Source organism: Streptomyces sp. NPDC052910, assembly GCF_055585605.1.
The window spans coordinates 180,842-207,839 of sequence record NZ_JBVJJR010000008.1; the positions used below are offsets into that span (position 1 = coordinate 180,842).

Consider the following 26,998-nt stretch of genomic DNA (forward strand, 5'->3'; position numbering starts at 1 on the left):
CGACGCCGGCGCCGGAACGGTGCGACGCCGGCGGGTGTACGACACGTCCCCGCACCACCGACCGCACACCAGGAGGTCCGGATGGCCCCGACCACGACCCCCACGACTCCCACGACCCCCACGACCACCGGCAGGACCGGCACCCCCCTCGCACCGGCCGGCGACCCGCCGCCGGCCGTCCGGATCGACCGCGTCCACAAGAACTTCGGCCGCTCCGGCGACGGACGGCCGGTCCTGGAGGACATCACGCTCGACGTCCGCCCCGGGGAGTTCGTCTGCCTGCTGGGGGCCAGCGGCTGCGGGAAGTCCACGCTGCTGAACCTGGTCGCCGGGCTGGACCGGCCCACCGCGGGCACCATCGACGTGCCCGGCGGGCGGCCGGCACTGATGTTCCAGGAGCACGCCCTCTTCCCCTGGCTGACGGCGGGCCGCAACGTCGAGCTCGCGCTGCGGCTGCGCGGCGTGCCCCGGGCCGCCCGGCGGGCCGAGGCCGAGCGGCTGCTCGACCTCGTCCGCCTCGGCGGCGCGTACCGCAAGCGGGTGCACGAGCTGTCCGGCGGCATGCGGCAGCGCGTCGCCCTCGCCCGGGCCCTCGCCCAGGAAAGCCGGCTGCTGCTGATGGACGAGCCGTTCGCCGCGCTCGACGCCATCACCCGGGACGTGCTGCACCACGAACTCACCCGCATCTGGGCGGAGTCCTCGGAGTCGCAGTCGGGGTCGCAGTCCGCGCTGTCGGTGCTGTTCGTCACGCACAACGTGCGCGAGGCGGTGCGGCTGGGGCAGCGCGTGGTGCTGCTCTCGTCCCGGCCGGGCCGGGTGGCGCGGGAGTGGACGGTCGGCATCCCGCAGCCGCGCCGCATCGAGGACGCGGCGGTCGCCGACCTGTCCGTGGAGATCACCGAGGAACTGCGTGGGGAGATCCGCCGCCATGGCAAGCACTGAGACCGCCTCCTCGGACCTCGCCGGGCTGGAGGCCGGGCTCGACGCCCTGGACGCCGTCCCGGTCGAACGGCCGCCGCTGCGGCGGGTGCTGCTGCACAAGGTGCTGCCGCCGGTCACGGCCGTCGTCCTCGTCGTCGCCGTCTGGAAGCTGCTGGTGGTCGCCGGGGTCACCGAGGACTACAAGCTGCCCGACCCGTCCGCCGTCTGGCACAGCCTGCGCGAACTCTGGCTCCAGGGCACGCTGTTCGACATCATCTGGACCAGCGTCTCGCGCGGCCTGCTCGGCTTCCTCGCCGCGCTCGCCCTCGGCACGCCGCTGGGCCTGCTGGTGGCCCGGGTGCCGTTCGTCCGCGCGGCTCTCGGGCCCATCCTCTCCGGCCTCCAGTCACTGCCCTCGGTGGCCTGGGTCCCGGCGGCGGTCATCTGGCTGGGGATCACGGACGCGGCGATGTACGCGGTGATTCTGCTGGGCGCCGTCCCGTCGATCGCCAACGGGCTGGTGTCCGGCATCGACCAAGTGCCGCCGCTGTACCTGCGGGCCGGCCGCACCCTGGGCGCGACGGGGGCCCGGGGCGCACGCCACGTCCTGCTGCCGGCGGCACTCCCGGGCTACATCGCCGGCCTCAAGCAGGGCTGGGCGTTCTCCTGGCGCTCCCTGATGGCGGCCGAACTCATCGCGTCCTCCCCCGACCTGGGGCTGGGCCTGGGGCAGTACCTGGAGAACGCCCGCACCGACTCCGACATGCCGGGGGTGCTGCTCGGCATCCTGCTGATCCTCTTCGTCGGCATCGCCATCGATCTGGCGGTCTTCAGCCCCCTGGAACGCCGGGTGCTGCGCACCCGCGGACTGGCGGCGAAATGACCGCCCCGCCCCCGGCGCTGCTCCTCGTCGCCCACGGCAGCCGCGACCCGCGCCACGCGGCGACCGTCGCCGCCCTGCGCACCCGGGTCGCGGCCCGCCTCCCGGGCGTCCGGGTCGCGGCCGGCTTCCTGGACCACCGCACCCCCGACGTCCCGACGGCACTCGGCCGACTGGCGGCGGACGGGGTACGGGCGGCGGTGGCCGTGCCGCTGCTGCTGACGCACGCCTTCCACGCGGAGAAGGACATCCCGGAGGTGCTCCGCGCCGCCACCCCACCGGGCCTGACGGTCCGTCAGGCACCGGTGCTCGGCCCGTCCCCCCTCCTCCTCTCGACCCTGGAACGCCGTCTGCGCGAGGCCGGTGTCCCCGCGCACGCCCGGGGCGGCACGGGCGTCGTCCTGGCCGCCGCGGGCTCCTCCGACCTGACGGCCGCCGCCACCATCGAAGCCCTGGCCCACACCTGGCGGACCACCGGCTGGCACGCGGTCCGGCCCGCCTACGCCTCCGCCACCGGCCCCCGCACGGAAGACGCCGTCCGCGCCCTCCGCGCCCAGGGCTGCCACCACGTCGCCGTGGCCCGCTACCTGCTGGCCCCCGGCCGCCTCCCGGACCGCGTCGCCGCGAGCGCCCTCGCGGCGGGTGCCGACACGGTGGCCGAACCGCTGGGGGCGGCGCGGGAGGTGGTGCTACTGCTGGTGCGGCGGTACGAGGAGGCGAGCGCGCGCGTCTCGGCGGGGGCCGCCGGCGTAACGGGGGAACGCGCGGCGGCGTGAGCGGTCCGGCTCGCGCCGCCGGCGTGCGGGAGGAGCGCGCGGCGGCGTGAGCGGGTCCGGCTCGCGGGCGGGCGACCGCGGCCGGTCGCCGGCCGAGGAGCACGCCGCGGACCTCGCCGCCTGAGCGAGCGAGGCGTCACACGGACTCGGCGGCCGTCCCGAACCCCAGGGCCAGCAGCACACCGCCCGTGGCGCGTTCCAGGTTGCGGTGGACGCGGGGCCGGCGGAGCCAGGTCGTGAAGCGGGTGGCGCCGAGGGTCACGAGCAGCAGCCAGACGGCGGCGACGACCGCGTCGATCACACCGAAGAGCAGGGTCATGGCGAGCGGGGACGCGTCGTCCGGCAGGAACTGCGGTGCGACGGCGACGAAGAAGACACCGACCTTGGGGTTGAGCAGACAGCTCAGCACACCCTGCCGGAAGGCCGCGCCGGCGCCGAGCCCCCCGGGCGCGGCGCTCTCGGGCACCACGGCCGGCGGCTCCTTCGCCAGGGCGACGGCCCGGCGCTGTGCCCAGAGCGCCTGGGCGCCGAGGAAGACGAGGTAGGCGGCACCGGCGAGCTTGACGAAGGTGAACGCCGCGTCCCAGCGCTGGAGCGCCGCCGCCAGACCGAGCGCCGCGGCCACACCCCAGCCGAGCGACCCCACCGCCGCCCCGAGACCGGTGGCGGCACCGGCCCGGCGGCCGCCGCGCAGGCAGTTGCGCAGGACCAGTACGAGGTCGGGGCCTGGGGAGACCGTCACCAGCAGGGAGAAGAGGGCGAAACCGAGTATCGCGGTCGTCATGCAGCGCTCCAGTCACACGTCGGTGAGCGGAGCCTAATCCGGCGCGGACGGGCGGGGCCGCCGGATTTCCCGGGCGTCGCGGGCGGCCCGTCGGCAGAGAGGTGGCCGCCGTGCCCCGTGGGGGTGAGGCACGGCGGCCGAGGGGACCGTACCAGGCGGTCGGTCCCCGGCGCGTCCCGTCGTCGGCGGCCGGACGGGCGGAAGGTGCCGGCCCCCGCCCGGAGGACCGCCGCCACCCGCGCGTTCCGCCTCGGCGATCCGTCCATGGGGACGGAGGTTCGATGGATGGCGGCCGCTGCGGACGGTTGCCGGTGTCGGGCCGGACGACGGCGGACGGCAGAATGCCGGGGACACCCCTCACCGGGACGCCGGGCCCGACCGCTCGCGCCCGGACCCGGAGGGCGGAACGAGAGCGAGGATACGGACGGTGGCCGACGTGTCGGAGGCGGCATTCACGGAACGACGGGCGCGTGCCCTCCTGGCGGAGGCCGGGGTGGCGGCGCCGGATGCCCGCGAGGCCACGCTGCTCGCGCTGGGCGAGAACGCGGTGTTCGCGACCGGCGGGCTGGTGGCGAAGGTCGGGCGGCACGCCTCGCTCGCCGACCGCGCGCGCCGCGAACTGCGCGTCGCCGCCTGGCTGGCGGAGAACGGCGTACCGGCCGTCCGCCCTGCCGAGGCGGAGCCGCTGACGTCGGACGGGCACCCGGTGACCCTCTGGCACCGGCTTCCCGACGCCGTCCGCCCGGCGACCCCCGAGGACCTGGCCGGGCTGCTCCGGCTCGTCCACGCCCTGCCCGCCCCGGAGTTCGGCCTCCCGAAGCGGGACCTGCTCGGCGGGGTGGAGCGCTGGCTGCGGCTGGCCGGCGACGCGATCGACCCGGCCGACGCCGCGTACCTGCGGGAGCGGCGCGACGGCTTCGCGGCGGCCGCCGCCGCGCTCGTCCCGCACCTCCCGCCGGGCCCCGTCCACGGCGACGCGCTCGCCCGCAACGTCCACGTCGGCCCGGACGGCCCCGTCCTGGTCGACCTGGAGACCTTCGCCGCGGACCTGCGCGAGCACGACCTGGTCGTCATGGCCCTCAGCCGCGACCGCTACGGCCTCGACCCGGCCGCCTACGACGCCTTCGTCCGCACCTACGGCTGGGACGTCCGCGAGTGGGACGGCTGCGCGGTACTGCGCGGCGCGCGCGAGACGGCGAGCTGCGCCTGGGTCTCCCAGCACGCCCCGGGGAACCCGGCGGCGCTCGCCGAGTTCCGGCGGAGGGTGGCGTCCCTGCGCGACGGCGATCCGACGGTGCGGTGGCGGCCGTTCTGACCGTGCGCGCCGCCGACGCCGGAAGCCGGTGGAAGACGCCGGAAGCCGGTAGGGGGCAACGGGAGCCGGGGAGGGCGACGGAAGCCGGTGGGAGACGGAGGCGGGCCGGCGACCGCAGCGCTCCCGGCCCGGTCTCGCGGCCCGGGAGCGCTCAACTCGCCTTCCGTTGGGCCGGCTTCTCGACGGCACCCGCGCCCCTCGGCCCCTCGAACACCCACAGCACGAGCCCGAGGCCGCTGAACGCCGCGCCCAGTGCGCACACGGCGCCCCAGCCGGCCGCCGCGTAGAGGGAGGTCGCGGCGAGGGCGCCGGTGGCGCTGCCGACCGAGTAGAAGACCATGTATCCGCCGATCAGCCGGCTGCCCGCGTCCGGGTGCAGCGCGTGGATCAGGGTCTGGTTCGTGACGTGGACCGCCTGTACGGCGAGGTCGAGGAGGACCACGCCGAGGAGCAGGGCCCAGAGCGCCTCGCGGGTGAACGCCAGGGGCAGCCAGGAGGCGGTGAGCAGGGCCAGGGCGATGCCGGTGGTCCGCCGGGAGAGCCCGCGGTCGTTGAGGCGGCCGGCCGCGCCCGCGGCCAGGGCGCCGACGACACCGACCAGCCCCAGCGCCCCGATCGCGCTGTGGGACAGGGAGTACGGGGCCTCGCTGAGCGGCAGCGCGACGCTGCTCCACAGGGTGCTGAACGCGGCGAAGACCAGCAGCCCGAACAGGGCCCGCCGCCGCAGCAGCGGTTCCCGTGCGAACAGGGTGACCGTGGAGCGCAGGAGCCGTCCGTAACGCAAGGGGGCCGGCGGGGCGGCGCGGTGACGCGGCAGTACGCGGTGCAGGACCAGGGCGAGCAGGGCGGTGAGCGCCGCCGAGGCCAGGTAGACGGAGCGCCAGCCCGCGAGGTCGGCCAGGAGGCCGGACGCGGTGCGGGCGAGCAGGATGCCGACGACCACGCCGCCGGTGACGAGACCGACGACCCGTCCGCGCTCGGCGGGCGGGGCCAGTGACGCGGCGAAGGCCACCAGCGTCTGCGTGACGACCGCGAGCGAACCGACCGCCGCCATGCCCGCGAGCAGCACCGTCGCCGTACGGGCGGCGGCCACGACCAGGAGCGCCGCCACCAGGAGCAGCGACTGGCCCACGACGAGCCTCCTGCGGTCGGCGACGTCGCCCAGCGGCACGAGGAAGAACAGGCCGGTCGCGTATCCGACCTGCGTGAGGGTGACCACACCGCCGACGAGCCCGGGGCTCATGGCGAGGTCCTGACCGATGGTCACCAGGAGCGGCTGGGCGAAATAGACGTTGGCGACCGCGGCCCCGCAGGCGACGGCGAACAGGACGACGACGCGACGGGGCAGGGTGAACGCCGCGCCCTCCCCTCCGACGCTCCCCTTCCGCCGTGTCTCGGCCTCACCGTTTCCGGGCATGAGCACTCCCCCACTCTGGTTTCAACTTGCCACCAAGAGGGCCGACGGTAAACCGGTTGGTAGCATGTTGCAACCGTCGTGAGAGTGAGGGACGCCATGGTGAGCAGGAAGCGCTTCGACGACAGCGACTGCCCCGTCGCCCGGTCCGTGGACGCGATCGGCGACTGGTGGTCCCTGCTGATCGTGCGGGACGCCTTCGACGGGAGCCGGCGCTTCGGGGAGTTCCAGCGCAGCCTCGGCGTCGCCAAGAACATCCTCACCGCACGGCTGCGCGCCCTGGTGGCCGGCGGCGTCCTCGCCTCCGTCCCCGCCTCGGACGGCAGCGCCTACCGCGAGTACGTCCTGACGCCGAAGGGCAAGGCGCTGTTCCCCGTCATCGTGGCCCTGCGGCAGTGGGGCGAACAGCACTTCTTCGCACCCGGCGAACCGCACTCACGACTGGTCGACCGCCGCGGGGGCCACCCGCTCCGCGCGCTGGAGGTGCTGTCCGCCGACGGCCGGCCACTGGACCCGGACGAGACCACCGTCCACAAGCTCTCCACCGAGTGACCCCACTCCCCGCCGCGCCCACCGCGCCCCCGCCCCTGCGTCTCCCCCTCAGCGCAGCGGCCACCGCCCGTCCACCACCGCCTCCTCGTTCCCCTGCCGCCGCAGCCACGCCTGGTAGCCCTCGGCCCACTCCTCGTACCAGCGCGCCTGCCGGCGGTGCAGCTCCATCAGGTCCGCCTCCCCTATCCGCGGATGGCGCTCGGCTATCGCCCGCGCGACCCGTACCGCCGCGAGGGCGTCGGCGCCCGCCTCGTGGGCGGCCTCCAGGGTGACCCCGTACTCGTCGCAGACCGCGCCGAGGGTGCGCCGGCCCTTGCGGTAGCGGTCGACGGCCCGGTCGATGGTGAGCGGATCGATGACCGGGCCCAGGCCCTCCGGCAGGAGCGGCGGCAGGCCGTGGCGGCGCAGTTCGGCGGCGAGCAGACTGAGGTCGAAGGCCGCGTTGTAGGCGACGACCGGGGTGCCCACCGCCCAGTGGCCGGCCAGCGTCCGGCCTATCTCCGCGACCACCTCGCGGGCGGGCCGGCCCTCCGCCGCGGCCCGTTCGCCGGTGATGCCGTGGATGGCGGCGGCCTCCGCCGGAATGGGCACGCCGGGGTCGGCGAGCCAGCCGCGCCGGCCCACCGGCTCGCCCGCCTTGGTCTCGACGACGGCCGCCGTGACGATCCGCGCCTCCGCCGGATCCGTCCCCGTCGTCTCCAGGTCGAACCCGATCAGCAACTCCCCGTGCCAGCTCATGCCACATCCCCCATCGCGGTGCTTTCCCCGTCGGACAACCAGCCTCGCACGGGCCACTGACAACGGGGTGACGCGCCGTCATGCCTGTCGACAGGCAGGGAAGGAAGGAGGAAGGGGGAGGGCGAGGAACGTCAGGACACCGGCCGGGAGTCCTGCCAGACCCCGTCGAACTCCTCGCGATAGGTGTCGAACAGCCCGTGGTCGTCGGGCGCCTGGGACCGGGCCTCGGCGCGCCGGCCGCCGCGCAGCACGAGCACGGGGGCTTCCATCCCGCGCGCCTTGCGCAGGTAGGACTGCACCACGGCGAGCCCGTCGGGGCCGTCGTGGTTCACAAGGTAGGCGGTGAAGCGCGGCGTCTCGTCGAAGACCCGGATCTCGAACGCGGCCGGGTCGGACAGCCGGTCGCGCACCCGCCGCATGTGCATGATGTTCATCTCGACGGACCGGCTCATCTCGCCCTTCTTCAGGCCGAGCTCGCGCTCCCGGCGGCGGACCGCGCTGCTCGCCGGGTTGAGGAAGAGGAGCCGCGCCCGGCAGCCGTGCTCGGCGAGCCGCACCAGCCGCCGCCCCGAGTAGTTCTGCACCAGCAGGTTCAGGCCGATGCCGACCGCGTCGAGGCGGCGGGCGCTGCCGAAGAGGTCCTCGACGGGCAGTTGCCGCTGGAGCCGCACCCGGTCCGGGTGGACGCCGACGACGTCCGCGTAGCGGTCGCCGACCAGGTCCTCGACCGCGTCGACGGGCAGCCGGTCCACGGAGTGCCCGCCGGGGCCGCTGCCGAGGATGTCGAGGAGCCGGGCGGACGCGCGTTCCGCCTGGTCCAGGACGGCCCGCGAGAGGGCGCGGTTGCGGGAGACGACGTTCCGGGTGACCTCCAGCTCGTCGAGGGCCAGTTCGAGCTCGCGCCGGTCGTCGAGGTACGGCTCGAAGCACGGCCAGTGCTGGACCAGGAGTTCCCTGAGCTGGGGCAGCGTGAGGAAGCTGAGGACGTTGTCGTCGGCCGGGTCCAGGAGGTAGCCCTTGCGGCGGCTGACCTCACGGACGGCGACGGCCCGCTGCACCCACTCCTGCCCGGCGGGGCCGGCCGCGGCGACGACCCACTCGTCCTCGCCGTGCACCGGCTCGTACACCGGCCGCAGCACGGCGGCGACGACGGCGCGCAGCCGCTGTTCGACGAGATTCAGCCAGATGTAGGCACGGCCGGCACGGCGGGCGCGGGTGCGCACCTCGCCCCACGCGGCGGCGTCCCAGTCCAGCTCCGCCCCGATCTCGCCGGGGCGCACCAGCGAGACCGCGCCGAGGGGTGCACTGCCGGGCGCCTCCTCCCCCGCGTCACCGTCCGCAGGGGGCAGCTCCAGCCCGCCCGAGCTCACCAGTCCACCGCCTTCCGCCCCCCGTTCAATGATCAAGGCAGACTACTGCGCCCACGGCGGGCGGCGCACACGCGCCGGGGCCGTCGTCCGGTGAACTCGCCTGCCGGTCGTGGCGGTTGTCCAGGGCGCCTGCGACGGGCGTGACCTGATTCATAGTGATATCCGGGGCGGAGCATGGAGAAAGGCCGAAACCGGCTTGCGGAAGGGGGGCGTCCCCGGGGGAAGCCGGAGGGAAAATAGCGCCTGTCACCCGGGTGGACGTGGCCCGCCGGGCGGTGGGGCCGCCGCTTTTGGGGAAGATCTGTATCTCGACGGTCCAGGGCAACGGTGCCCCGGGTGAGCCCGGAGAAGCGAAAGAGTCGAGCCTATGCAGGTCTGGCCGGGACAGGCGTATCCCCTCGGTGCCACCTATGACGGTGCGGGCACCAATTTCGCGGTCTTCTCCGAGGCTGCGGAGCGGATCGAGTTGTGCCTGCTGCACGACGACGGTTCGGAGACGGCGGTCGAGCTGCGGGAGAGCGACGCGTTCGTGCGCCATGCCTATCTCCCGGGGGTGATGCCGGGGCAGCGGTACGGCTTCCGGGCCCACGGCCCGTACGCCCCCGAGCGGGGGCAGCGGTGCAACTCCGCCAAGCTGCTCCTGGATCCGTACGCACGAGCGGTAAGCGGTGCGGTCGACTGGTGTGAGGCGGTCTACGGTTATCACTTCGACGATCCGGACGCCCGTAATGACCTGGACTCCGCTCCGCACATGATGACGTCCGTCGTCGTGAATCCGTACTTCGACTGGGGTGACGACCGGCCGCCGCGCACCGAGTACCACCGCACGGTCATCTACGAGGCACACGTCAAGGGTCTGACGATGCTTCACCCGGACCTGCCGGAGGACATCCGGGGCAGTTACGCGGCGCTGGCGCACCCGGCGATCGTGAACCACCTGAAGGACCTGGGGGTGACGGCGATCGAACTGATGCCGGTGCACCAGTTCGTCAACGACCACCGCCTGGCGGACCTGGGCCTGGCCAACTACTGGGGTTACAACACCATCGGCTTCTTCGCCCCGCACAACGCCTACGCCTCGTGGGGCGACCGCGGGCAGCAGGTGCTGGAGTTCAAGTCGGCGGTGCGGGCGCTGCACGAGGCCGGCATCGAGGTGATCCTGGATGTCGTGTACAACCACACGGCCGAGGGCAACCACCTGGGGCCGACGCTCTCCTTCCGCGGTCTGGACAACGCTTCGTACTACCGGCTGGCGGACGATCCGCGGTTCTACATGGACACCACCGGCACCGGGAACAGCCTGCTGATGCGCAGTCCGCATGTGCTCCAGCTCATCATGGACTCGCTGCGGTACTGGGTGACCGAGATGCGGGTGGACGGGTTCCGGTTCGATCTGGCGGCGACGCTCGCCCGGCAGTTCCACGAGGTGGACCGGCTGTCGTCGTTCTTCGACCTGGTGCAGCAGGATCCGGTGGTGAGCCAGGTGAAGCTGATCGCGGAGCCGTGGGACGTCGGGGAGGGCGGCTACCAGGTGGGGAACTTCCCGCCGCTGTGGACCGAGTGGAACGGCAAGTTCCGGGATACCTGCCGGGACCTCTGGCGAGGCGAGCCGGCCACCCTGGCCGACTTCGGCTCCCGGCTGACCGGCTCCTCCGACCTCTACCAGGACGACGGCCGCCGCCCGCTCGCCTCCGTCAACTTCGTGACGTGCCACGACGGCTTCACCCTGCACGACCTGGTCTCGTACAACGAGAAGCACAACGAGGCCAACGGCGAGGACAACCGGGACGGCGAGAGCCACAACCGGTCGTGGAACTGCGGCGCCGAGGGCGAGACCGAGGATCCCGCGGTGCTCGCGCTGCGCGAGCGGCAGATGCGCAACCTCATCGCCACCCTGCTGCTCAGCCAGGGCGTGCCGATGATCAGCCACGGGGACGAGTTCGCCCGCACCCAGCGCGGCAACAACAACGCCTACTGTCAGGACAGCGAGCTGTCCTGGGTGCACTGGCCGGGCCCCGACGGCACGGCGGCCGAGCGGGCGCGGCGCATGCTGGCCTTCACCCGTGCCATGGTCTGGCTCCGCCGCGACCACCCGGTCTTCCGCCGCCGCCGTTTCTTCCACGGCCGCCCCGAGCAGGGCACCTTCAACGAGCTGTCCGACATCGCCTGGTTCACCCCGGAAGGGGAGGAGATGCGGGATGCCGACTGGCAGGCCGCCTACGCCAAGTCCCTGACGGTCTTCCTCAACGGCGGCGCCATCTCCGAGCCGGGACCGCGCGGGGAGCGGGTGGCCGACGACTCGTTCCTGCTGCTGTTCAACGCCCACCACGGCCCGCTGGACTTCGTCATCCCCCCGGACCACGGGCGGCTCTGGCAGGTCGTGGTCGACACGGCGCTCCCGGACGGGGTGACGGACGACGGACGGAAGCTCGCGGCCGGCGACCGCCTCACCCTGACCGACCGCAGCATGGCCGTCCTGCAACGCCCGCTGTAGGGCTGCGAGATGAGCCCTTCACCTGGGTACGGATGTTCCCATGAAGCGCGACAGCACGGCGCCGCCGACGGCGACCTACCGCCTCCAGCTCCAGCCCGCCCTGCCCTTCGCCGAAGCCGAGCGGGCCGTGCCCGCCCTCGCCGCGCTCGGCGTCTCCCACCTGCACCTCTCCCCCGTCCTCGAGGCCGTCCCCGGCTCGGCCCACGGGTACGACGTGACGGACCACACGACGGTCCGGGCCGAGCTCGGCGGCGAGGAGGGGCTGCGCGCGCTGTCCCGCACCGCCCGCGCCCACGGGCTCGGCCTGATCCTCGACATCGTGCCCAACCACATGGCCGTCCCCGCGCCCGAGCACCTCAACGGGCCGCTGTGGGAGGTGCTGCGGGACGGCCCGGCCTCCCGTTACGCCCACTGGTTCGACATCGACTGGGCCGAGCACGGCGGACGCGTCCTGCTCCCCCTGCTGGCCGGCCGGCTCGGCGGTGAGCTGGACCGCTTCACCGTCGACGGCGACACCCTGCGCTACTACGACCACGTCCTCCCCCTGCGCCCCGGCACCGAGAAGCTGCCGCTGCCCGAGCTGCTGGACGCCCAGTGGTACCGGCCGGCCTGGTGGCGGCTGGCCCGCACCGAGCTCAACCACCGCCGTTTCTTCACCGTCTCCGAGCTGATCGCCGTCCGTGTCGAGGACCCGGAGGTCTTCGAGGCCACCCACGCCACGGTGCTCCGGTTGCTCCGCGAGGGGGTGGCCGACGGGCTGCGGATCGACCACCCGGACGGGCTCGCCGACCCGGCCGGCTACCTCCGGCGGCTGCACGAGGCCACCGGCGGGCGCTGGACGGTCGTCGAGAAGATCCTCGCCCGCGACGAGACGCTCCCGGCCGGCTGGCCGGTGGCCGGCACCACCGGCTACGACGCCCTCCACCGCGTCGACGGCCTGTTCACCGACCCGGCCGGCGCCGACCGGCTCACCGCCGCCTACCGGGCGTTCGCCGCGCCGCCGCCCGACCGCGGCGGCGACTGGCCGGCCACGGCGCGCCGGGCCGCCTGGCGGATGGTCTCCCACGAACTGGTGACGGAGGTCGAACGCCTGGTCCGCGTCGCCGGCCGGATCTGCGACGGCGCCCTGCCGCTGCGCGACCACGCCCCCTGGGCGCTGCGCACGGCCCTGTGCGAGATCCTCGTCCGGCTGCCCGTCTACCGCCCCTACGCCCGCCCCGGCGAACCCGCGGCGCCGGCGGACGCCGTCATGCTGGAGGAGGCGGCGCGGGAGGCCCGGTCGGCCTTCGCCGTGCCGGAGGAGGCGGACGCGGTGGACGTGGTGCGGGACGCGGCGCTCGGCCGGCTCGGCGACGGCCCGGACCACCGGGACTTCTGCGCCCGCTTCGCGCAGACCGCCGCCGCCCTGCACGCCAAGTCCGTCGAGGACACCGCCTTCTACCGGTACGCGCCGCTGCTCTCGGCGACGGAGGTCGGCGGCTCCCCCGGCCGGCCGGCCGTCACACCGGAGGAGTTCCACGCCTTCTGTGCGCGGTTGCACCGCGACTGGCCCGCCACCGGCACCGTCCTGTCGACGCACGACACCAAGCGGAGCGCCGACGTCCGGGCGCGGACGACGGCGCTCACCGAGTACCCGGACGAGTGGGCGCGGCTGCTCGCCGAGGTCACCGGACGCACGCCCCCGCCCGAGCCGCACGTGGCCTGGACGGCCTGGCAGGCCGCCTTCGGCCTGGGCGAGCCGGACGCCCTGCGGCTCGTCCCCGCCGTCCTCAAGAGCGTCCGCGAGGCGGCGCTGCGCACGACCTGGACCGAGCCGGACACGGCGTACGAGCAGGCGGTGGAGCGCTTCGTCGTCGCGGGCCCGTGCGGCCCGGGCCATGAGGAGCTCACCGCCTTCGCGCGGACCACCGCCGCGTCCGTCCGGGCGAACACGCTGGGCGCGGCCCTGCTGCACCTGACCATGCCCGGCGTCCCCGACGTCTACATGGGCACCGAACGCGTCTCCCGTACCCTCGTCGACCCCGACAACCGCCGCCCGCCGGACTTCGCTGCCGAGGAGCCGCCCGCGGGTCTCGCCGCCGAAAAGCTGCACCTCACCCGTACCGCCCTGCGCCTCCGCCGCGCCCACCCCGCCTGGTTCGGCCCGGACGCCGCCTACGCCCCGCTGACCGCCACCGGCCCCGGCGCGGACCACTGTGTCGCCTTCGCCCGCTCCGGCGAGGTGGTCACGGTGGTGACGCGGCTGGCGCGGGGGCTGGAGGCGGCGGGCGGCTGGGGCGACACGGCGCTGACGCTTCCGGGGGGCGGCGGGTGGCGCGAGCTGCTGACCGGCCGGGTGTGCGAGGAGCGGGCGCTGCTGGGGCGGTTGTTGCACCGGTATCCGGTGGCGCTGCTGACACGGGAGTGAGAGCCGGGCGCCGTCCGGCTCTCGGCGCGGCCCGCCGGGGCATCGGGGAGCGCCGGGGGACGGGTCCGCGCCGGCCGCCGGAGAGTGCGCGGAATCCGGTCCCGGCGCCGGGCCGGAGGGCGGGGCGCCGTCCGGCTCTCGGCGCGGCCCGTCGGGGTGTCGGAGCATCGGGGCGTCGGGGGACGGGTCCGCGCCGGCCGCCGGAGGGGGCACGGCATCCGGCCCCGGCGCCGGGCGGAGAACCCGTCCCGTGATCACGCCCCCACCCGCGCCGCGCCGACGGCCGCGACGCCGCCGAACGCCCCTTCCCGGCACATCTGCGCGAACCGCAGCGCCGCCCCCGTCAGATCGACGCGGGAGTACGCCGTCTGCTCCCGCCGCCACTCGGGGTCCACCGGGACCGTGACCGCCCCGACGGTCGTCCGGGCCACGTCCGCCGAGCAGGCGAGGATGCCGACGCCCGCCACCGCCAGCCGGACCGCGGTCGACGCGTGCTGGACCTCCATGGCGGTCAGCGGCCGGAAGCCGTGCTGGGCGCAGACCCAGTCGAGCCACCGCCGGCCGCCGATCACCGGCTCCAGGACACAGCGCACCCAGGCGCGGTCGGCCAGTTCGATGAGGCGGACCGGATCGCTGCGGTCCGCCAGGGGGTCGTCACGGGAGACGACGAGGAGGATCTCCTCCTCCCCCAGGGAGACCACCGGCCCCTCCCACCCCGCGGGCCGGGGGCCGACCGCGATGTCGGCCACTCCCCGGTCCATGTGGTCGCGCAGCTCGTCCGTGGTCAGGTACTCGTGCAGGTGCAGCCGGACACCGGGGAACTCGCGCCGCCAGCGGGCGAGGACGGGCGGCAGGGTGCCGATCGCGAGGGCGTGCAGGGTCGCGACGTGCAGTTCGCCACCCTCGGCCCCGGCGGCGGCCTTGGCCGCCCGGCGGGCGAGCTCGGCGCTCCGCACGGCGAGTTCGGCGTGCGGCAGGTAGGCCCGGCCCATGGGGGTGAGCCCCACACCGCGCGGCAGCCGCTCCAGCAGCCGCCCGCCGACCTCCCGTTCGAGCGCCTTGATCTGATGGGACAGGGCGGACTGCGTCACGTTGAGCGTCTCGGCGGCGCGGGTGAACGACCGCTCCTCGACGACGGCCACCAGGTACTCCATCTGCCGCAGACTCACGACTCGGCCTCCGCCCCCGTCATGAACAACACTCACCGCTCCGATCGAAACATTGCGTTGGACTCATATTCGCTGCTGGGCGCAGGGTTGGGGCATGCATGAGACAGACGTCATCGTCATCGGCGGCGGCACCGGCGGCTACAGCACCGCGCTGCGCGCCGCGCACCTCGGCCTGGACGTGGTGCTCGCCGAACGCGATCTGGTGGGCGGCACCTGCCTGCACCGGGGCTGCATACCGAGCAAGGCGATGCTGCACGCGGCGGAACTGGTGGACGGCATCACGGAGGGGCGCGAGCGCTGGGGCGTACGGGCCACGCTGGAGTCCGTCGACTGGGCCGCGCTGACCGCGACCCGCGACGACATCGTCGGCCGCAACCACAAGGGCGTCGAGAACCACCTGGCGGCGGCGGGCGTCCGCGTCGTCCGCGGCTCCGCCTCCCTGACCTCCGCCCGCACGGTCCGGGTGGACTCCGGCGCCGAGGCCGGTACGGAGTGGCGCGCCCGACGTGGTGTGGTCCTGGCCACCGGCTCGCGCCCGCGCACCCTGCCCGGCCTGGAGCCCGACGGTCGGCACGTCGTCACCAGCGACGACGCCCTCTTCGCACCGGGGCTGCCGGCGTCCGTCCTGGTGCTGGGCGGCGGCGCGATCGGCGTCGAGTACGCCTCGCTGCACCGCTCCATGGGCGCCCGGGTCACCCTGGTCGAGGCGGCGGACCGGCTGCTGCCGCTGGAGGACGCGGACGTGAGCCGGCACCTCACCCGCGGTCTGAAGAAGCGCGGCATCGACGTTCAGACGGGCGCGCGCCTTGAGGACGCGCGCCCCTTCGAGGGCGGCGTCCGGGCGACCGTCCGCACGGCGCGCGGCGAGGTCCGCGAACTGACCGTGCACCGGCTGCTGGTGGCCGTCGGCCGGGTGCCGGTGACGGACGGCCTGGGCCTCGACGCGGCGGGACTGTCGACCGACGCCCGCGGCTTCCTCGCCCCCGCCGACTGGGCGCGGTTCGAGACCGCCGTGCCCGGCGTCCACGTGGTCGGCGACCTCCTGCCGCCGCCGTCCCTCGGCCTGGCCCACGCCTCGTTCGCCGAGGGCCTGGTCGTCGCGGAGACCCTGGCCGGCCGCGACCCGCGCCCGGTCGACTACGCGGCCGTCCCCCGCGTCACCTACTCCAGCCCGCAGACCGCGTCGGTGGGGCTCTCCGAGGAACAGGCCGTCGCCGCCGGACACGACGTGACGGTCAACACCATGCCGCTGACGGGCACCGCCAAGGGCATGGTCCACGGCCAGGGCGGCATGGTGAAGGCGGTCGCGGAGAAGAACGGCCGCATCCTCGGTGTCCACCTCGTCGGCCCCCACGTCTCGGAGATGATCGCCGAGGGCCAGTTGATGGTCGGCTGGGACGCGGAGGCGGCGGATGTGGCGCAGCACATTCATCCGCATCCGACGCTGTCGGAGGCGGTCGGGGAGGTCATGCTGTCGCTCGCGGGGCGGGGTCTGCACCAGGTGTGAGCGGGCACCCCCCTGGGGGAGCTTGAGGACCAGCGGCGAAGCCGCGACAAGGGGGTGCGGGGGCTTGCCCCCGCGAGAAACGGGAAGGGGCGGGACAGGGGCAACCCTCCCCACCCGACCCGAGGAGCCGCCGGTGCTGTACGAGGTATGGGCCCCGCGAGCCAAGCACGTCACCCTGCACACAAACGGCACCACCCACCCCATGGAACGCGCCCCAGATCGCGAGGGCTGGTGGCGGCGAGAAGCCCCCGGCACCGAAGGCACCCGCTACGGCTTCGCCCTCGACGGCGCCCCGCCCCTCCCCGATCCCCGGGCCCGCCGCCTCCCGGACGGCCCCGACGGCCTGGCGGCGGTCGCCGACCCGGCGCACGGGGAGTGGCGGCACCCGTGGGAGGGCCGCGGCCTCCCCGGCGCGGTCCTCTACGAGCTGCACACCGGCACGTTCACCCGCGAAGGCACCTTCGACGCGGCGGCCCGCCGCCTTCCCCACCTCGCCGCACTGGGCGTCACCCACATCGAGCTGATGCCCGTCTGCCCGTTCCCCGGCCGCCACAACTGGGGTTACGACGGGGTGGCCCCCTGGGCGGTGCACGAACCGTACGGCGGCCCGGACGGGCTGCGCCGCTTCGTCGACGCGGCGCACGGGCACGGCCTGGGCGTCGTCCTGGACGTGGTGCACAACCACCTGGGCCCGTCCGGCAACCACCTGCCCGCCTTCGGCCCGTACTTCACCGACCGCCACCAGACGCCGTGGGGCGCGGCCGTGAACCTCGACGGGCCGGAGTCACACGAGGTCAGGACGTACTTTATCGACAGCGCCCTGGCCTGGCTGACGGACTACCGGCTGGACGGGCTACGGCTGGACGCGGTGCACGCGCTCGTGGACGACGGCCCGCGCCACTTCCTCGCCGACCTGTCGGCGGCCGTGGACGACCTGGCGGAACGCCTCGGCCGCCCCCTCTTCCTCATCGCCGAGTCCGACCGCAACGACCCCGCCACCGTCACCCCGCGCGCGGCCGGCGGCCTGGGCCTGCACGCCCAGTGGAACGACGACTTCCACCACGCCCTGCGCACCGCGCTGACCAGCGAGTCCCAGGGCTATTACGCCGACTTCGCGGCGGACCCCGCGTTCGCCCTCACCAAGACGCTGCGCGGCGGCTTCTTCCACGACGGCACGTACTCGACGTTCCGCGGCCGCCCGCACGGCCGGCGGCTCGACCCGGCCACCACACCCGCCCACCGGCTGCTGGGCTACGCCCAGACCCACGACCAGATCGGCAACCGGGCACTCGGCGACCGCCTCGCCGCCCGGCTCTCCCCGGGCCTCCTCGCCTGCGCCGCCACGCTGGTGCTGTGCGCGCCCTTCACGCCGATGCTGTTCATGGGCGAGGAGTGGGGGGCCCGCACGCCGTGGCAGTACTTCACCGACCACACCGACCCCGAGCTGGCCGAGGCCGTACGGCGCGGCAGGCGCCGCGAGTTCGCCGCCCACGGGTGGTCCGCGGCGGAGATCCCCGACCCCCAGGACCCGGCCACCCGGCTCCGCTCCTGCCTCGACTGGGACGAACCGAACGACACCCCGCACGCCGAACTGCTCGGCTGGTACCGCCAGTTGATCGCCCTCCGGCACACGGAACCGGCGTTGACCGCCCCGGACTGGACGGACACCGCCCCGGAGTTCGGCCCCGACCGCTGCCTCACCTTCCGCCGCGGCCCGCTGCTCGTCGCCGTCAACCTCGCCCGCACCCCGGCCGAACGCCGCGTCCCCGACACCACCCGCGTCCTGGCCGCCTGGCGCCCCCTCCCGGCCCCGGGCGACGGCGGCCTCCTCCGGCTCCCCGCCGAATCGGCGGCGGTCCTGCGCACGGGGGGCTGAAAGCAAGAGGGCGGCTGGCGCGAGAGGGCGGCCGACGCCGGAACGCGGCCCGACCGCCACCGCCCGTCCCGGGGCCGAACGGCCCCGAACCGACCCGTTCGGCCCCGGTGCGGGCGCACACGGGCAGGGCAGTCTTGGGGTGACCGACCGGGGGATTGTCTCCGGTCGTGGCAGGGGCCGGCCGGCCATCCCTCAACCGCCCGGCCGGCCGGTCCCGGCCGCGGCCCCTCCGTTCGCTCACCGGCCGTCCGGCCGTCGGCGCCCCCCGTCGCCAGGCGGCCGGGCATCGGCCTCCCCGGCGGCGGACGGCCGGTTCTCCGGGTGCCGGGATCCGCTCCGGCCGGCCTCAGTCCTCCGCCGCCTCCAGGCGCAGCGCGATGCTGTTGATGCAGTAGCGCTGGTCCGTCGGGGTCGGGTAGCCCTCGCCCTCGAAGACGTGTCCGAGGTGGGAGCCGCAGCGGGCGCAGCGGACCTCCGTGCGGACCATGCCGTGCGAGCGGTCCTCCAGGAGCTCGACGGCGTCGGAGTCCTTGGGGTCGTAGAAGCTCGGCCAGCCGCAGTGGCTCGCGAACTTCTCGGTGGACCGGAAGAGCTCCGCGCCGCACGCCCGGCAACTGTAGACGCCGGCCGTCGTCGTGTCCGTGTACTCACCGCGGAACGCCGGTTCGGTTCCGGCGCGGCGGAGCACCTGGTACTCCTCCGGCGACAGTTCCGCGCGCCACTGTTCGTCCGTCTTCTCGACCTCGTAGGGCATGGGCCGTACGTCCTCTCGGGGGTTGGCTCCGGGCGGGTCAGCTCTCCAGGCGGGCCAGGATCCGCGGACCGAGGTCCGTGACGTCCCCCGCGCCCATGGTGAGAACGAGGTCGCCGGGGCGGACCATTCCCGCGAGGACGTCGGGGACGGCGGCCATGTCGTGCTCGGCACGAACCTCGGCGCCGGCCTCCCGGGCCGCGTCGATGATCATGGCGCTGGTGATGCCGGGGATCGGGTCCTCGCGGGCCGGGTAGATGTCGAGCACGACGGACGCGTCGGCCAGGGCGAGCGCCCGGCCCATCTCGATGCCCAGCTCCTGGGTGCGGCTGAACAGGTGGGGCTGGAAGACCACCAGGACCCGGGAGCCGGCCGCGGCGCCGCGCATGGCCTCCAGGTCGGCGGTCATCTCGGTGGGGTGGTGCGCGTACGAGTCGACGACCTGCACGCCGGCGGCCTCGCCCTTGAGCTGGAGGCGGCGGCCGACGCCGGTGTACTTGCCGAGGGCGGCGGCCAGCTCCTCGGCCGGGATGCCGAGCGCGGCGCCGGCGGCGAGGGCGGCGACCGCGTTGCCCGCGTAGTGGCGGCCGGGCACGGAGACGCCGAAGGTGATCTCACGCCCGTCGAGGACCACGGTGACCTCGCTGGTCAGGCCGCGCGGGGTGATGCCGAGGATCCGCACGTCGGCGTCCTCGGCCTCGCCGTAGGTGACGACCCGGACGTCGCCGGTGCGCCCGGCGAGCCGCCGGGTCAGCTCCCGGGCGCCCTCCTGGTCGGCGGAGACGACGAGCGTGCCGCCCGGACGGATCCGGCCGACGAAGATCTCGAACGACTCGTGGATCTCCTCCATCGAGGCGTAGTTCGCGTGGTGGTCCAGCTCGGCGTTGAGGATGATCGCGACCTCGGGCGCGTACTTGTGGAAGCTGCGGTCGCTCTCGTCCGCCTCCGCCACGAAGATCTCGCCCGCGCCGTGCCGGGCGTTCGTCCCGGGCCCGTGCAGGTCGCCGCCGATCGCGTACGACGGGTCGAGCCCGAGCGCGTCCAGCGCCACCGCCAGCATCGACGTGGTGGTCGTCTTGCCGTGGGTGCCCGCGACGGCGATCGGGCGCAGCCCGTCCATCAGCCGGGCCAGCGCGTCCGACCGGTGGACGACCGGGACGCCCCGCTCGGCGGCGGCGGCCAGCTCCGGGTTGTCCTGCCGGATGGCGCTGGAGACGACGACGCAGGTGGCGTCCTCGGCCAGGTGTCCGGCGGCGTGGCCCACGTGCACCGTGACGCCGAGGGCACGCAGGGCCGCCGCGGTCGCGGACTCCTTCGCGTCGCTGCCCGCCACGCGGGCGCCGCGCTGGGCGAGGATCTTCGCGATGCCCGACATGCCGGCGCCGCCGATGCCGATGAAGTGCGGGCGGTCCATCGTCGTGGGGACGGCCGGTGCCATGTGCGGTGCTCCCTGGGTCGTACTCGGCTGATGCGGTCGTCCCCGGCGGTTCCGGGGATCGACTGCGCCGATTCTCGCACCCGGCACCGACAACGCGGTCTCCGGCCGGTGGGGGCGCCCCCGCCCCGCCCCGCGCCACCGAGCCCCCGGACGCCGGACGGCTGACGAGTCAGCCCGTCCGGCGTCGGACTCACCTGTCCGGATGGCCGCGGGCGGGCGGCCTTCTTTGACGACCGGCGTCTACTCCACGTCGGCGGCCGGCCGCTCCCCGGCCCCGTCGGAGTCGGAGCCCTCGTCCGCGTCCGCGTGCGCGTACAGCTTGAGGACGGGCACGCCGACCTTGTGCCGGGCCCGCGAGGCCCAGTCGCGGTGGAAGAACTCCTCGACGAGGTGGGGCGCGGTCAGCACGATCACCTCGTCGGCGTGGGTCTGCTCGACGACGGAACGGAGCAGGTCCAGCGGGTGGTCGTCGATGATCTGGCCGACCGCCTCGCTGCCGGCGCCCCGCAGGAGGCGCAGGGAGTGCTCCAGGGCGAGGGCCGCGGGCCGCAGGGCCGCCTCGCCCTCGGGCTCGTCCGCCTCGTGGACGGCCTGTTCCAGCTCGCCCAGGGCGACGTCGTCGATGGCGCGGAGCAGCCGGTCCTCGGCGCCTCTGGGCTGCATCAGGACCACGAAGGACAGATCGTCGTCATGCAGGCCCGTGACAAAGTCGACGTCCGTCGCGGACAGCGGCTGTTCGATCATCAATACGCTCGTGAACACGGTCGGCGCCCTTCTCCTCCGTGGGCCCCGGGCCCACACAGAAACCATCCTGCGCGTGCTCCCTCGGAGCCCGCTGTTTCGAACCCGTGCCCCCGGGGGAGCGTCCGACACAATTCTGCCCGTCGGACGATAAGCGGAACAGGGAATTCCGCTGATTGTCGGATGCCGATCGGGGAACGGTCATCATCGGGGAACGGTCATCGAGGAACGGTCAGGAACGCCGTCCGTCACGCCCCGTCCGGTGCCGCCCCGCCCGTTCCCGTCCGGTACCGGGTGAACAGGAACCCGTCCTGTTCCAGCACCGACGCCAGCGCGAACCGCCGCGGCACCTCCAGCGGGGGCCCGCCGGCGATCCGGGGCGCGACCCCGGCGGCGACCATCGGGGCGAGCGACAGACACAGCTCGTCCAGCACCCCGGCCGCCGTGAGCTGTCCGAGGAGCCGCGGCCCGCCCTCGGTCAGCAGCCGCGGCATGCCCCGCGCGGCCAGCAGCTCCGGTATGCGCGCCACGTCCACCGTCCGCCCCTCGCCGGCCACGACGACCTCCACGCCCGCCGCGGCGGCCGCGTCCCGCCGCTCGGCGGGGGCCGCCTCGCCGGTCAGCACCAGGGTCGGCACCAGCGGCCCGGCGAACAGCGGCAGCGAGAAGTCCAGGTCGAGCCCGGCGCTCACCACCGCGATCACCGGCGCGGGCGACTGGCCGAGCGCGGCGCGGCGGGCGGCGAACGCCTCGCGCACGCGCGCCGGGCGGTACCCCTCCTGCCGGACGGTCTCCGCGCCGACCACGACGGCGTCGGCGAGCGCGCGCAGCGTACCGAAGATCCGCATGTCGGCGGCGGAGGACAGCGGCTGGGAGCGGCCCTCGTGGTGGGCGGCGCCGTCGAGCGAGGAGACCATGTTGGCGCGCAGCCAGGGGCGTCCCTCGGCGACGGACGCGGGGTAGGCGTAGAGGTCGGCCAGTTCGTCGAGCGCCCAGGCACGGTCCTCGAGGTCGGCGGGCACGGTGGGCACGGGGAACAGGCGTCGCATGTGCCGCAGTGTGACACGCCTCGCCGTCCCGGGTGTGACATGGCTCGCTCCGGTCCCGGCCGTCCCGCGCCCGTCAGCGGCTACGCTGGAGAGTTGTGTCGTCCTCCACCGCAGCTTCCCCAGACGCCCGCCCGACGGGCGAGCAGCCCGTCGCGCTCACCTCGCGCACCCCGCACGTACCGGCCGAGCGCCTGGTCGCCGAGATGGTGCCGCCGCCGCGCTTCGACGCGGTGCGGTTCGACACCTACATACCGGACCCGAACCAGCCCAGCCAGACCGAGGCCGTCCGGGTGCTCTCCGGCTTCGCGGCCGGGCTCGGCGCCCCGGCCGCGGGCAGCGGCCGGAAGCGCTGGTTCCGGCGGGAGGCCAAGCCCGCCCCGGCCGGCCCGCGCGGCGTCTACCTCGACGGCGGCTACGGCGTCGGCAAGACGCACCTGCTGGCCTCGCTCTGGCACGCGGCGCCCGCCGCCCCGGAGCGGAAGGCGTTCGGCACCTTCGTCGAGCTGACGAACCTGGTCGGCGCCCTCGGCTTCCAGCAGACCGTACGCACGCTCGGCGGGCACGAGCTGCTCTGCATCGACGAGTTCGAGCTGGACGACCCGGGCGACACCGTCCTCGTCTCCACCCTGCTCGGCAAGCTCGTCGAACAGGGCGTCGCGCTCGCCGCGACCTCCAACACGCTGCCCGGCAAGCTCGGCGAGGGCCGGTTCGCCGCCGCCGACTTCCTCCGCGAGATCCAGGGCCTCTCGGCCCACTTCCGCGCCCTGCGCATCGACGGCGAGGACTACCGCCACCGCGGCCTCCCCGAGGCTCCCGCCCCCTACGACGACGAGACCGTCAAGCGCGTGGCCCACTCGGTCGAGGGCGCCTCCCTGGACGACTTCCCCGCCCTCCTCCACCACCTCTCCCAGGTCCACCCCAGCCGCTACGGCGCCCTCTGCGACGGCGTCCGCGCCGTCTGCCTCACCGGCGTCGAGCCGGTACCCGACCAGTCGACCGCCCTGCGCCTCGTCGTCCTCGCCGACCGGCTCTACGACCGGGAGGTACCGGTCCTGGCGTCCGGGCGGCCGTTCGACCGGCTGTTCAGCGAGGAGATGCTCGCGGGCGGGTACCGGAAGAAGTACTTCCGGGCGATTTCGCGGCTTACGGCGCTGGCGCGCGACGCGAAGTCCTTGGCGGAGGGCTGAGGGTGGGGGCGCCCCCACCTTTTACAGCCCGTCCGGCGTTTGAGGACGAGCGGCGAAGCCGCGACAAGGGGGTCTGGGGCGCAGCCCCGGGAAACGGCGAAAGGGAGGGTCAGGGGCAACCCCCACCGGGGTAACGTCCCCCCGTGCTTCGCATATCCCGCCCCCTCCGCGCCCCCGCCCTCGCCCTCGCCCTCCTCTGCTGCGCGACCGCCTGCGGCGGCGGCAGCGGCAACGGAACGGCCTCCGCGGCCCCCAGCGGAAAGCCGGCGCCCGCCACACCCACCCCGGCGAAACCGACCCCCACAGCAGCCCCCACGCTCCCTCCATCCCCCTCCGGCGCAATCGCCCTCTTCTCCCACGGCCGCCGTGACCGCGGCAAACGCGTGGCCCTCACCTTCGACGCCGACATGACGTCCGACCAGGGCCCGCGCGCCGCGAGGGGCGAGCACTTCGACAATCCGGCACTCATCGCCACCCTCCGGCGGTTCAAAGCCCCCGCCACGATCTTCATGACGGGCAGATGGGCCGAGCAGTACCCGGACCAGGCGCGGTCGATCGGCGCGGACCCGCTCTTCGAGGTCGCCAACCACTCCTACAGCCACCACGCGTTCGCCACGCCCTGCTACGGCCTGCCGACGGTGAAGCCGGGCGGGGCACGAGCGGACGTGGAGAAGGCGTTCGCCGCGTTCCGGCGGGCGCGGGTCGAGCGGACGGTGCCGTACTTCCGCTTTCCGGGCGGCTGCCACAATCCGGCCGTGCTCAAGGAGTTGGGCCCGGCGAAGGTGACGGCCGTGCAGTGGGACGTCATAAGCGGCGACGCGTTCGCCAAGCGGCCGGGCCCGGTGGCGGACGAGGTGCTGGCGAAGGTCCGGCCCGGTTCGGTCGTCGTGATGCACTGCACCCGCAGCGCCGCGCCGGCGACGGAGGCGGCCGTCCGGACGATCGTCCCCCGGCTCCGGGAGCGCGGCTACGAACTCGTCCGCGTCTCCGACCTGATCGCCGGCGGCTGACCCCCGGGGACGGCCGCGCCCGCTACCGCCGTGAACTCAGCGCACAGGCCACCGCCGCCGCGCCCGCCGCGAACACCGCCGCCACGGCCAGCGGCAGCAGCGGCCAGCTCACCTCCCCGCTGCGCGAGCCGCTGACCAGCTCGGTGACGGCGGCGTGGGCGGGCGAGCCGCCGGGGAGCAGGACCAGGAAGACGGCCAGCGCGGTGGCCGGTACGGACCGGGCCGCGCTGCGCAGCAGCGGCCGGTTGCAGAGGGCGCCGACGGCCGTGCCGAGCAGGGCGCAGCTCACGGCGGCCGTGAGCCCCGCGCCGACGGCCGGTCCCAGCGGCACGGCGGCCCGCCGGCCGGAGGCGTGCGGGTCGGATATCAGCGCCACGACCGCGGTGCCTGCCCCCGCGAGGACGAGCGCGGCGGCCAGGCCGGTGAGCAGCCCGGCGAGGTGGACGCGCCACGGCCCGGCCGCCGCGGCGGCGCAGTCCCGGGCGGCGTCCGGTTCGTTGGTGACGCCGACGCGCGCCAGCCACGCGGCCACCGGCACCAGGAGGACGGCGGCGAGCCCGAGGGAGTCCAGGACGGGCTCCCCGGGCCGTACCGCGACCGTGAGGAGGGCGGCGTACAGCAGCAGCGGCGGGAGCCAGCGGTGCGAGCGGAGCAGCAGGGCGGCCTGGTAGCGCAGCAGGGCGGTCATCGGTGCGGTTCCTCCGGGGCGGGCGCGGCGGTCACCGAGCGGATGTGCCAGGGCGGTGCGGCGGTGAGCAGGGCGTGGAGCAGCGCGTCGGAGTCGGCGGCGGCCACGGTGAACCGGACGGCGCCGTCGACCCGTTCGCGGTCCGGGTCGCCGGGCAGCCGGCCGGGCGGCGGACCTGCGCCCTCGGCCTCGACGCGGACGCGGCCGGCGCGGGCTTCGGCGCCTGCCGTCACGGGAACGAGCCGGCCGCCCTCCACCCGCCGGATCCCACCGCACGCCCGCGCCAGCCGCCGCGGGTCGTGGTCGACGAAGACGACGGCACCGCCCTCGGCGACGCGGTCGAGGACGGCCCGGTCGAGGACGCCGCGGGAGTCGCGGTCGAGCCCGGTCCACGCCTCGTCGAGGACGAGCAGTCCGGGGGTGCCGACCAGCCCCTGGGCCACGGCGACCTTCTGCGTCGTGCCCTTGGAGAGCTCCCGCAGCGGCGTGTGGGCGTACCGGCCGGCGCCGAAGCGTTCCAGCCACTCTCCGGCGGCGCGGTCGGCCGCGCGCCGGCCGAGGCCGTGGATACGGCCGAGGCGGGTGAGGTAGCCGAGGGCGGTGAGCGGCAGCGCCGCGGGGAAGCGCTCGGGGACGTACGCGGTGCGGGGCCGGCCGGTGATCCGTCCGGCGCTGGGGGCGTCGATGCCGGCCAGCAGCCGCAGCAGCGTGGACTTGCCGCTGCCGTTGCCGCCCTCGATCCTCAGCAGCGTGCCGGCCGTCACCCGCAGACCGACGTCCCTGAGCACCCACCGGCCGCGCACGCCGTACCGGCGGCCCACGTCCCGGAGTTCCACAGGATCCCCACCCCTCCCCGATTCCCGGATCACCATAGCGGCCCCGGGCGCCCGGCGGACGGCTGGCAGACTGGCTCCGTGACCAGCTCCGAAGCCGGCATCCCGGCCGATTCCAGCGACCCCCGCGACACCGCGCCGCAGTTCGTCCTGCCCCTGGTGGTACGGATCGAGAAGACCGCCCCGCCGGCCCGTACCGACGCCCTGGAGACGGCGGCCCGCGCGGTGCTCGTCCTGCTGTCGGACGAACGTTCCACCGGAGAGGGCGAGTGGGCCCAAGCCGTGCGCGACTGGCAGGACGCCCGCATCCGCAAGGTCGTCCGCCGGGCCCGGGGCGCGGAGTGGCGCCGGGCCTCCGCGCTGCCCGGCATCACGGTGACGGGCGAGACGGCCGAGGTACGGGTCTTCCCCCCGGTCCCGCTCGACGGCTGGCCGCCGGAGCTGGTGAAGCTCCAGGTATCCGGCACCGACCTGGACGACCCGACCGCACCCGGCCCCGCCGCCCCCGAGCGGCCGGTGCTCTGGTTCAACCCGGAACTGGAGATGTCCGCGGGCAAGGCGATGGCCCAGGCCGGGCACGGCGCCCAACTGGCCTGGTGGCGCCTGGACGACACGACCCGCAAAGCCTGGCGCGAGAACGGCTTCACCCTCTCCGTACGCACCGCCACCCCCGCCCGCTGGGCGGAACTGACCTCGACCGACCTCCCGGTCGTCCGCGACGCCGGCTTCACGGAAATCGCCCCCGGCTCGGCAACGGTGATCGCCGACCACCCGGCACTGCGCGAGCGCCCCTGACCGCGCGCGGCGATCCGGCCCCGGGCCCCTGTCGCACATCACCTGATGCTCCATCACGCTCTACGTCGCGGACATCGACCGCGTGACGGGCTCCCACCGGCCCGAACCCGGGGTCGACTGAGCCGGGCCCGGCACCCGAAATCCCGGCCCAGCTTGCAGTGTTCGCGCTGTCAGTCGACCTAGTGGCCCGCTCCGGCCCCAGGAGGAGGAGTTCCGAATGGGCTTTTCCACCCGGCGCCACGCGTTGGGCGCCACGCGGCCGGCCTTGGAGCAGCTCGTCGCCACACTCGGCGGACGCCTGCG

General features: G+C 74.9%; 23 protein-coding genes. 12 read left to right on the plus strand and 11 right to left on the minus strand.

Features of this window, described 5'->3' with window-relative positions; all coding sequences use genetic code 11:
- Positions 1-81 precede the first annotated feature (81 nt).
- The 3 genes from ACZ6X9_RS26500 to ACZ6X9_RS26510 are packed head-to-tail and all read left to right on the plus strand — an operon-like array spanning position 82 to position 2,577.
- Positions 82-942: an ABC transporter ATP-binding protein gene (locus ACZ6X9_RS26500; protein WP_469780508.1), complete on the plus strand. Its 861-nt coding sequence runs from the start codon at positions 82-84 to the stop codon at positions 940-942.
- The gene (locus tag ACZ6X9_RS26505) at positions 929-1,804 is read left to right on the plus strand and encodes an ABC transporter permease (protein WP_469780509.1); all 876 of its coding nucleotides are present in this window, start codon (positions 929-931) and stop codon (positions 1,802-1,804) included. Before ACZ6X9_RS26500 ends, ACZ6X9_RS26505 begins: the two co-directional genes overlap by 14 nt.
- A complete protein-coding gene (locus tag ACZ6X9_RS26510) occupies positions 1,801-2,577 on the plus strand; it encodes a sirohydrochlorin chelatase (protein WP_469780510.1) in 777 nt (258 codons plus the stop codon). The genes ACZ6X9_RS26505 and ACZ6X9_RS26510 overlap by 4 nt, the downstream gene beginning before the upstream one ends.
- 136 nt (positions 2,578-2,713) lie before the next feature.
- On the opposite strand, the gene ACZ6X9_RS26515 is transcribed toward ACZ6X9_RS26510, so the two are convergent.
- Entirely contained in the window at positions 2,714-3,361 is a 648-nt protein-coding gene (locus ACZ6X9_RS26515; RefSeq protein ID WP_469780511.1) for a LysE family translocator, read from the minus strand.
- 418 nt (positions 3,362-3,779) lie between these two features.
- Between ACZ6X9_RS26515 and ACZ6X9_RS26520 the strand changes: the two genes are divergently transcribed.
- Entirely contained in the window at positions 3,780-4,676 is an 897-nt protein-coding gene (locus ACZ6X9_RS26520; protein ID WP_469780652.1) for a phosphotransferase enzyme family protein, read from the plus strand.
- Between the two features lie 151 nt (positions 4,677-4,827).
- Here ACZ6X9_RS26520 and ACZ6X9_RS26525 read toward each other — a convergent pair whose 3' ends face one another.
- On the minus strand, positions 4,828-6,093 hold the full coding sequence (locus tag ACZ6X9_RS26525) for an MFS transporter (protein ID WP_469780512.1): 1,266 nt from the start codon (positions 6,091-6,093) through the stop codon (positions 4,828-4,830).
- 96 nt (positions 6,094-6,189) lie between these two features.
- Between ACZ6X9_RS26525 and ACZ6X9_RS26530 the strand changes: the two genes are divergently transcribed.
- On the plus strand, positions 6,190-6,642 hold the full coding sequence (locus tag ACZ6X9_RS26530) for a winged helix-turn-helix transcriptional regulator (RefSeq protein ID WP_469780513.1): 453 nt from the start codon (positions 6,190-6,192) through the stop codon (positions 6,640-6,642).
- A gap of 48 nt (positions 6,643-6,690) precedes the next feature.
- On the opposite strand, the gene ACZ6X9_RS26535 is transcribed toward ACZ6X9_RS26530, so the two are convergent.
- Positions 6,691-7,380, minus strand: coding sequence for an exonuclease domain-containing protein (locus tag ACZ6X9_RS26535; protein ID WP_469780514.1), 690 nt, complete (start codon positions 7,378-7,380; stop codon positions 6,691-6,693).
- A 131-nt stretch (positions 7,381-7,511) separates the two neighbouring features.
- Complete coding sequence (locus ACZ6X9_RS26540) at positions 7,512-8,750, minus strand: SAV2148 family HEPN domain-containing protein (protein ID WP_469780515.1); 1,239 nt, start codon at positions 8,748-8,750, stop codon at positions 7,512-7,514.
- 367 nt (positions 8,751-9,117) lie between these two features.
- Between ACZ6X9_RS26540 and glgX the strand changes: the two genes are divergently transcribed.
- Both glgX and treY read left to right on the plus strand, forming a co-directional pair.
- Positions 9,118-11,244: a glycogen debranching protein GlgX gene (gene glgX, locus ACZ6X9_RS26545; RefSeq protein WP_469780516.1), complete on the plus strand. Its 2,127-nt coding sequence runs from the start codon at positions 9,118-9,120 to the stop codon at positions 11,242-11,244.
- A 40-nt stretch (positions 11,245-11,284) separates the two neighbouring features.
- Positions 11,285-13,651, plus strand: a complete 2,367-nt coding sequence (gene treY, locus ACZ6X9_RS26550) for a malto-oligosyltrehalose synthase (protein ID WP_469780517.1) — start codon at positions 11,285-11,287, stop codon at positions 13,649-13,651.
- A 254-nt stretch (positions 13,652-13,905) separates the two neighbouring features.
- Here the strand turns inward: treY and ACZ6X9_RS26555 are convergent, their stop codons facing one another.
- A complete protein-coding gene (locus tag ACZ6X9_RS26555) occupies positions 13,906-14,820 on the minus strand; it encodes a LysR family transcriptional regulator (protein ID WP_469780518.1) in 915 nt (304 codons plus the stop codon).
- A 94-nt stretch (positions 14,821-14,914) separates the two neighbouring features.
- Here ACZ6X9_RS26555 and lpdA point away from each other — a divergent pair, with 94 nt between their 5' ends.
- Positions 14,915-16,327 (plus strand): dihydrolipoyl dehydrogenase, encoded by a 1,413-nt coding sequence (gene lpdA / locus ACZ6X9_RS26560; RefSeq protein WP_469780519.1) that lies wholly within the window; start codon positions 14,915-14,917, stop codon positions 16,325-16,327.
- A 133-nt stretch (positions 16,328-16,460) separates the two neighbouring features.
- A complete protein-coding gene (gene treZ, locus ACZ6X9_RS26565) occupies positions 16,461-18,203 on the plus strand; it encodes a malto-oligosyltrehalose trehalohydrolase (protein ID WP_469780520.1) in 1,743 nt (580 codons plus the stop codon).
- Between the two features lie 346 nt (positions 18,204-18,549).
- Here treZ and msrB read toward each other — a convergent pair whose 3' ends face one another.
- From msrB to ACZ6X9_RS26585, 4 genes are all read right to left on the minus strand, one after another.
- Positions 18,550-18,957, minus strand: coding sequence for a peptide-methionine (R)-S-oxide reductase MsrB (msrB, locus tag ACZ6X9_RS26570; protein WP_469780521.1), 408 nt, complete (start codon positions 18,955-18,957; stop codon positions 18,550-18,552).
- Positions 18,958-18,994: 37 nt separating this feature from the next.
- Positions 18,995-20,392: a UDP-N-acetylmuramate--L-alanine ligase gene (gene murC, locus ACZ6X9_RS26575; RefSeq protein WP_469780522.1), complete on the minus strand. Its 1,398-nt coding sequence runs from the start codon at positions 20,390-20,392 to the stop codon at positions 18,995-18,997.
- A 240-nt stretch (positions 20,393-20,632) separates the two neighbouring features.
- Positions 20,633-21,154 (minus strand): indole-3-glycerol phosphate synthase, encoded by a 522-nt coding sequence (locus ACZ6X9_RS26580; protein ID WP_469780523.1) that lies wholly within the window; start codon positions 21,152-21,154, stop codon positions 20,633-20,635.
- 227 nt (positions 21,155-21,381) lie between these two features.
- Entirely contained in the window at positions 21,382-22,182 is an 801-nt protein-coding gene (locus ACZ6X9_RS26585; protein ID WP_469780524.1) for a pyrimidine reductase family protein, read from the minus strand.
- Between the two features lie 95 nt (positions 22,183-22,277).
- Here ACZ6X9_RS26585 and zapE point away from each other — a divergent pair, with 95 nt between their 5' ends.
- Together zapE and ACZ6X9_RS26595 are read left to right on the plus strand one after the other, a co-directional pair.
- Positions 22,278-23,369 carry a cell division protein ZapE gene (zapE, locus tag ACZ6X9_RS26590; protein ID WP_469780525.1) on the plus strand — a complete coding sequence of 364 codons (1,092 nt, stop codon included), beginning with the start codon at positions 22,278-22,280 and terminating at the stop codon, positions 23,367-23,369.
- Positions 23,370-23,521: 152 nt separating this feature from the next.
- Entirely contained in the window at positions 23,522-24,379 is an 858-nt protein-coding gene (locus ACZ6X9_RS26595; RefSeq protein ID WP_469780653.1) for a polysaccharide deacetylase family protein, read from the plus strand.
- 22 nt (positions 24,380-24,401) lie between these two features.
- Here ACZ6X9_RS26595 and ACZ6X9_RS26600 read toward each other — a convergent pair whose 3' ends face one another.
- Complete coding sequence (locus tag ACZ6X9_RS26600; protein WP_469780526.1) at positions 24,402-25,067, minus strand: ABC transporter; 666 nt, start codon at positions 25,065-25,067, stop codon at positions 24,402-24,404.
- Positions 25,064-25,903: an ABC transporter ATP-binding protein gene (locus ACZ6X9_RS26605; RefSeq protein ID WP_469780527.1), complete on the minus strand. Its 840-nt coding sequence runs from the start codon at positions 25,901-25,903 to the stop codon at positions 25,064-25,066. Before ACZ6X9_RS26605 ends, ACZ6X9_RS26600 begins: the two co-directional genes overlap by 4 nt.
- A 78-nt stretch (positions 25,904-25,981) precedes the next feature.
- Here ACZ6X9_RS26605 and ACZ6X9_RS26610 point away from each other — a divergent pair, with 78 nt between their 5' ends.
- Positions 25,982-26,695: a peptidyl-tRNA hydrolase gene (locus ACZ6X9_RS26610; RefSeq protein ID WP_469780528.1), complete on the plus strand. Its 714-nt coding sequence runs from the start codon at positions 25,982-25,984 to the stop codon at positions 26,693-26,695.
- Positions 26,696-26,998: the final 303 nt, after the last annotated feature.

What these genes read in the sequence shown, in the direction of transcription:
- ACZ6X9_RS26525 (WP_469780512.1), bottom strand. Translation starts at nt 6,093, where the DNA reads ATGCCCGGAAACGGTGAGGCCGAGACACGGCGGAAGGGGAGCGTCGGA.
- lpdA (WP_469780519.1), top strand. Translation starts at nt 14,915, where the DNA reads ATGCATGAGACAGACGTCATCGTCATCGGCGGCGGCACCGGCGGCTAC.
- ACZ6X9_RS26585 (WP_469780524.1), bottom strand. Translation starts at nt 22,182, where the DNA reads ATGCGACGCCTGTTCCCCGTGCCCACCGTGCCCGCCGACCTCGAGGAC.
- glgX (WP_469780516.1), top strand. Translation starts at nt 9,118, where the DNA reads ATGCAGGTCTGGCCGGGACAGGCGTATCCCCTCGGTGCCACCTATGAC.
- ACZ6X9_RS26505 (WP_469780509.1), top strand. Translation starts at nt 929, where the DNA reads ATGGCAAGCACTGAGACCGCCTCCTCGGACCTCGCCGGGCTGGAGGCC.
- msrB (WP_469780521.1), bottom strand. Translation starts at nt 18,957, where the DNA reads ATGCCCTACGAGGTCGAGAAGACGGACGAACAGTGGCGCGCGGAACTG.
- murC (WP_469780522.1), bottom strand. Translation starts at nt 20,392, where the DNA reads ATGGCACCGGCCGTCCCCACGACGATGGACCGCCCGCACTTCATCGGC.
- ACZ6X9_RS26515 (WP_469780511.1), bottom strand. Translation starts at nt 3,361, where the DNA reads ATGACGACCGCGATACTCGGTTTCGCCCTCTTCTCCCTGCTGGTGACG.
- ACZ6X9_RS26500 (WP_469780508.1), top strand. Translation starts at nt 82, where the DNA reads ATGGCCCCGACCACGACCCCCACGACTCCCACGACCCCCACGACCACC.
- ACZ6X9_RS26600 (WP_469780526.1), bottom strand. Translation starts at nt 25,067, where the DNA reads ATGACCGCCCTGCTGCGCTACCAGGCCGCCCTGCTGCTCCGCTCGCAC.
- ACZ6X9_RS26530 (WP_469780513.1), top strand. Translation starts at nt 6,190, where the DNA reads ATGGTGAGCAGGAAGCGCTTCGACGACAGCGACTGCCCCGTCGCCCGG.
- ACZ6X9_RS26535 (WP_469780514.1), bottom strand. Translation starts at nt 7,380, where the DNA reads ATGAGCTGGCACGGGGAGTTGCTGATCGGGTTCGACCTGGAGACGACG.
- treY (WP_469780517.1), top strand. Translation starts at nt 11,285, where the DNA reads ATGAAGCGCGACAGCACGGCGCCGCCGACGGCGACCTACCGCCTCCAG.
- ACZ6X9_RS26510 (WP_469780510.1), top strand. Translation starts at nt 1,801, where the DNA reads ATGACCGCCCCGCCCCCGGCGCTGCTCCTCGTCGCCCACGGCAGCCGC.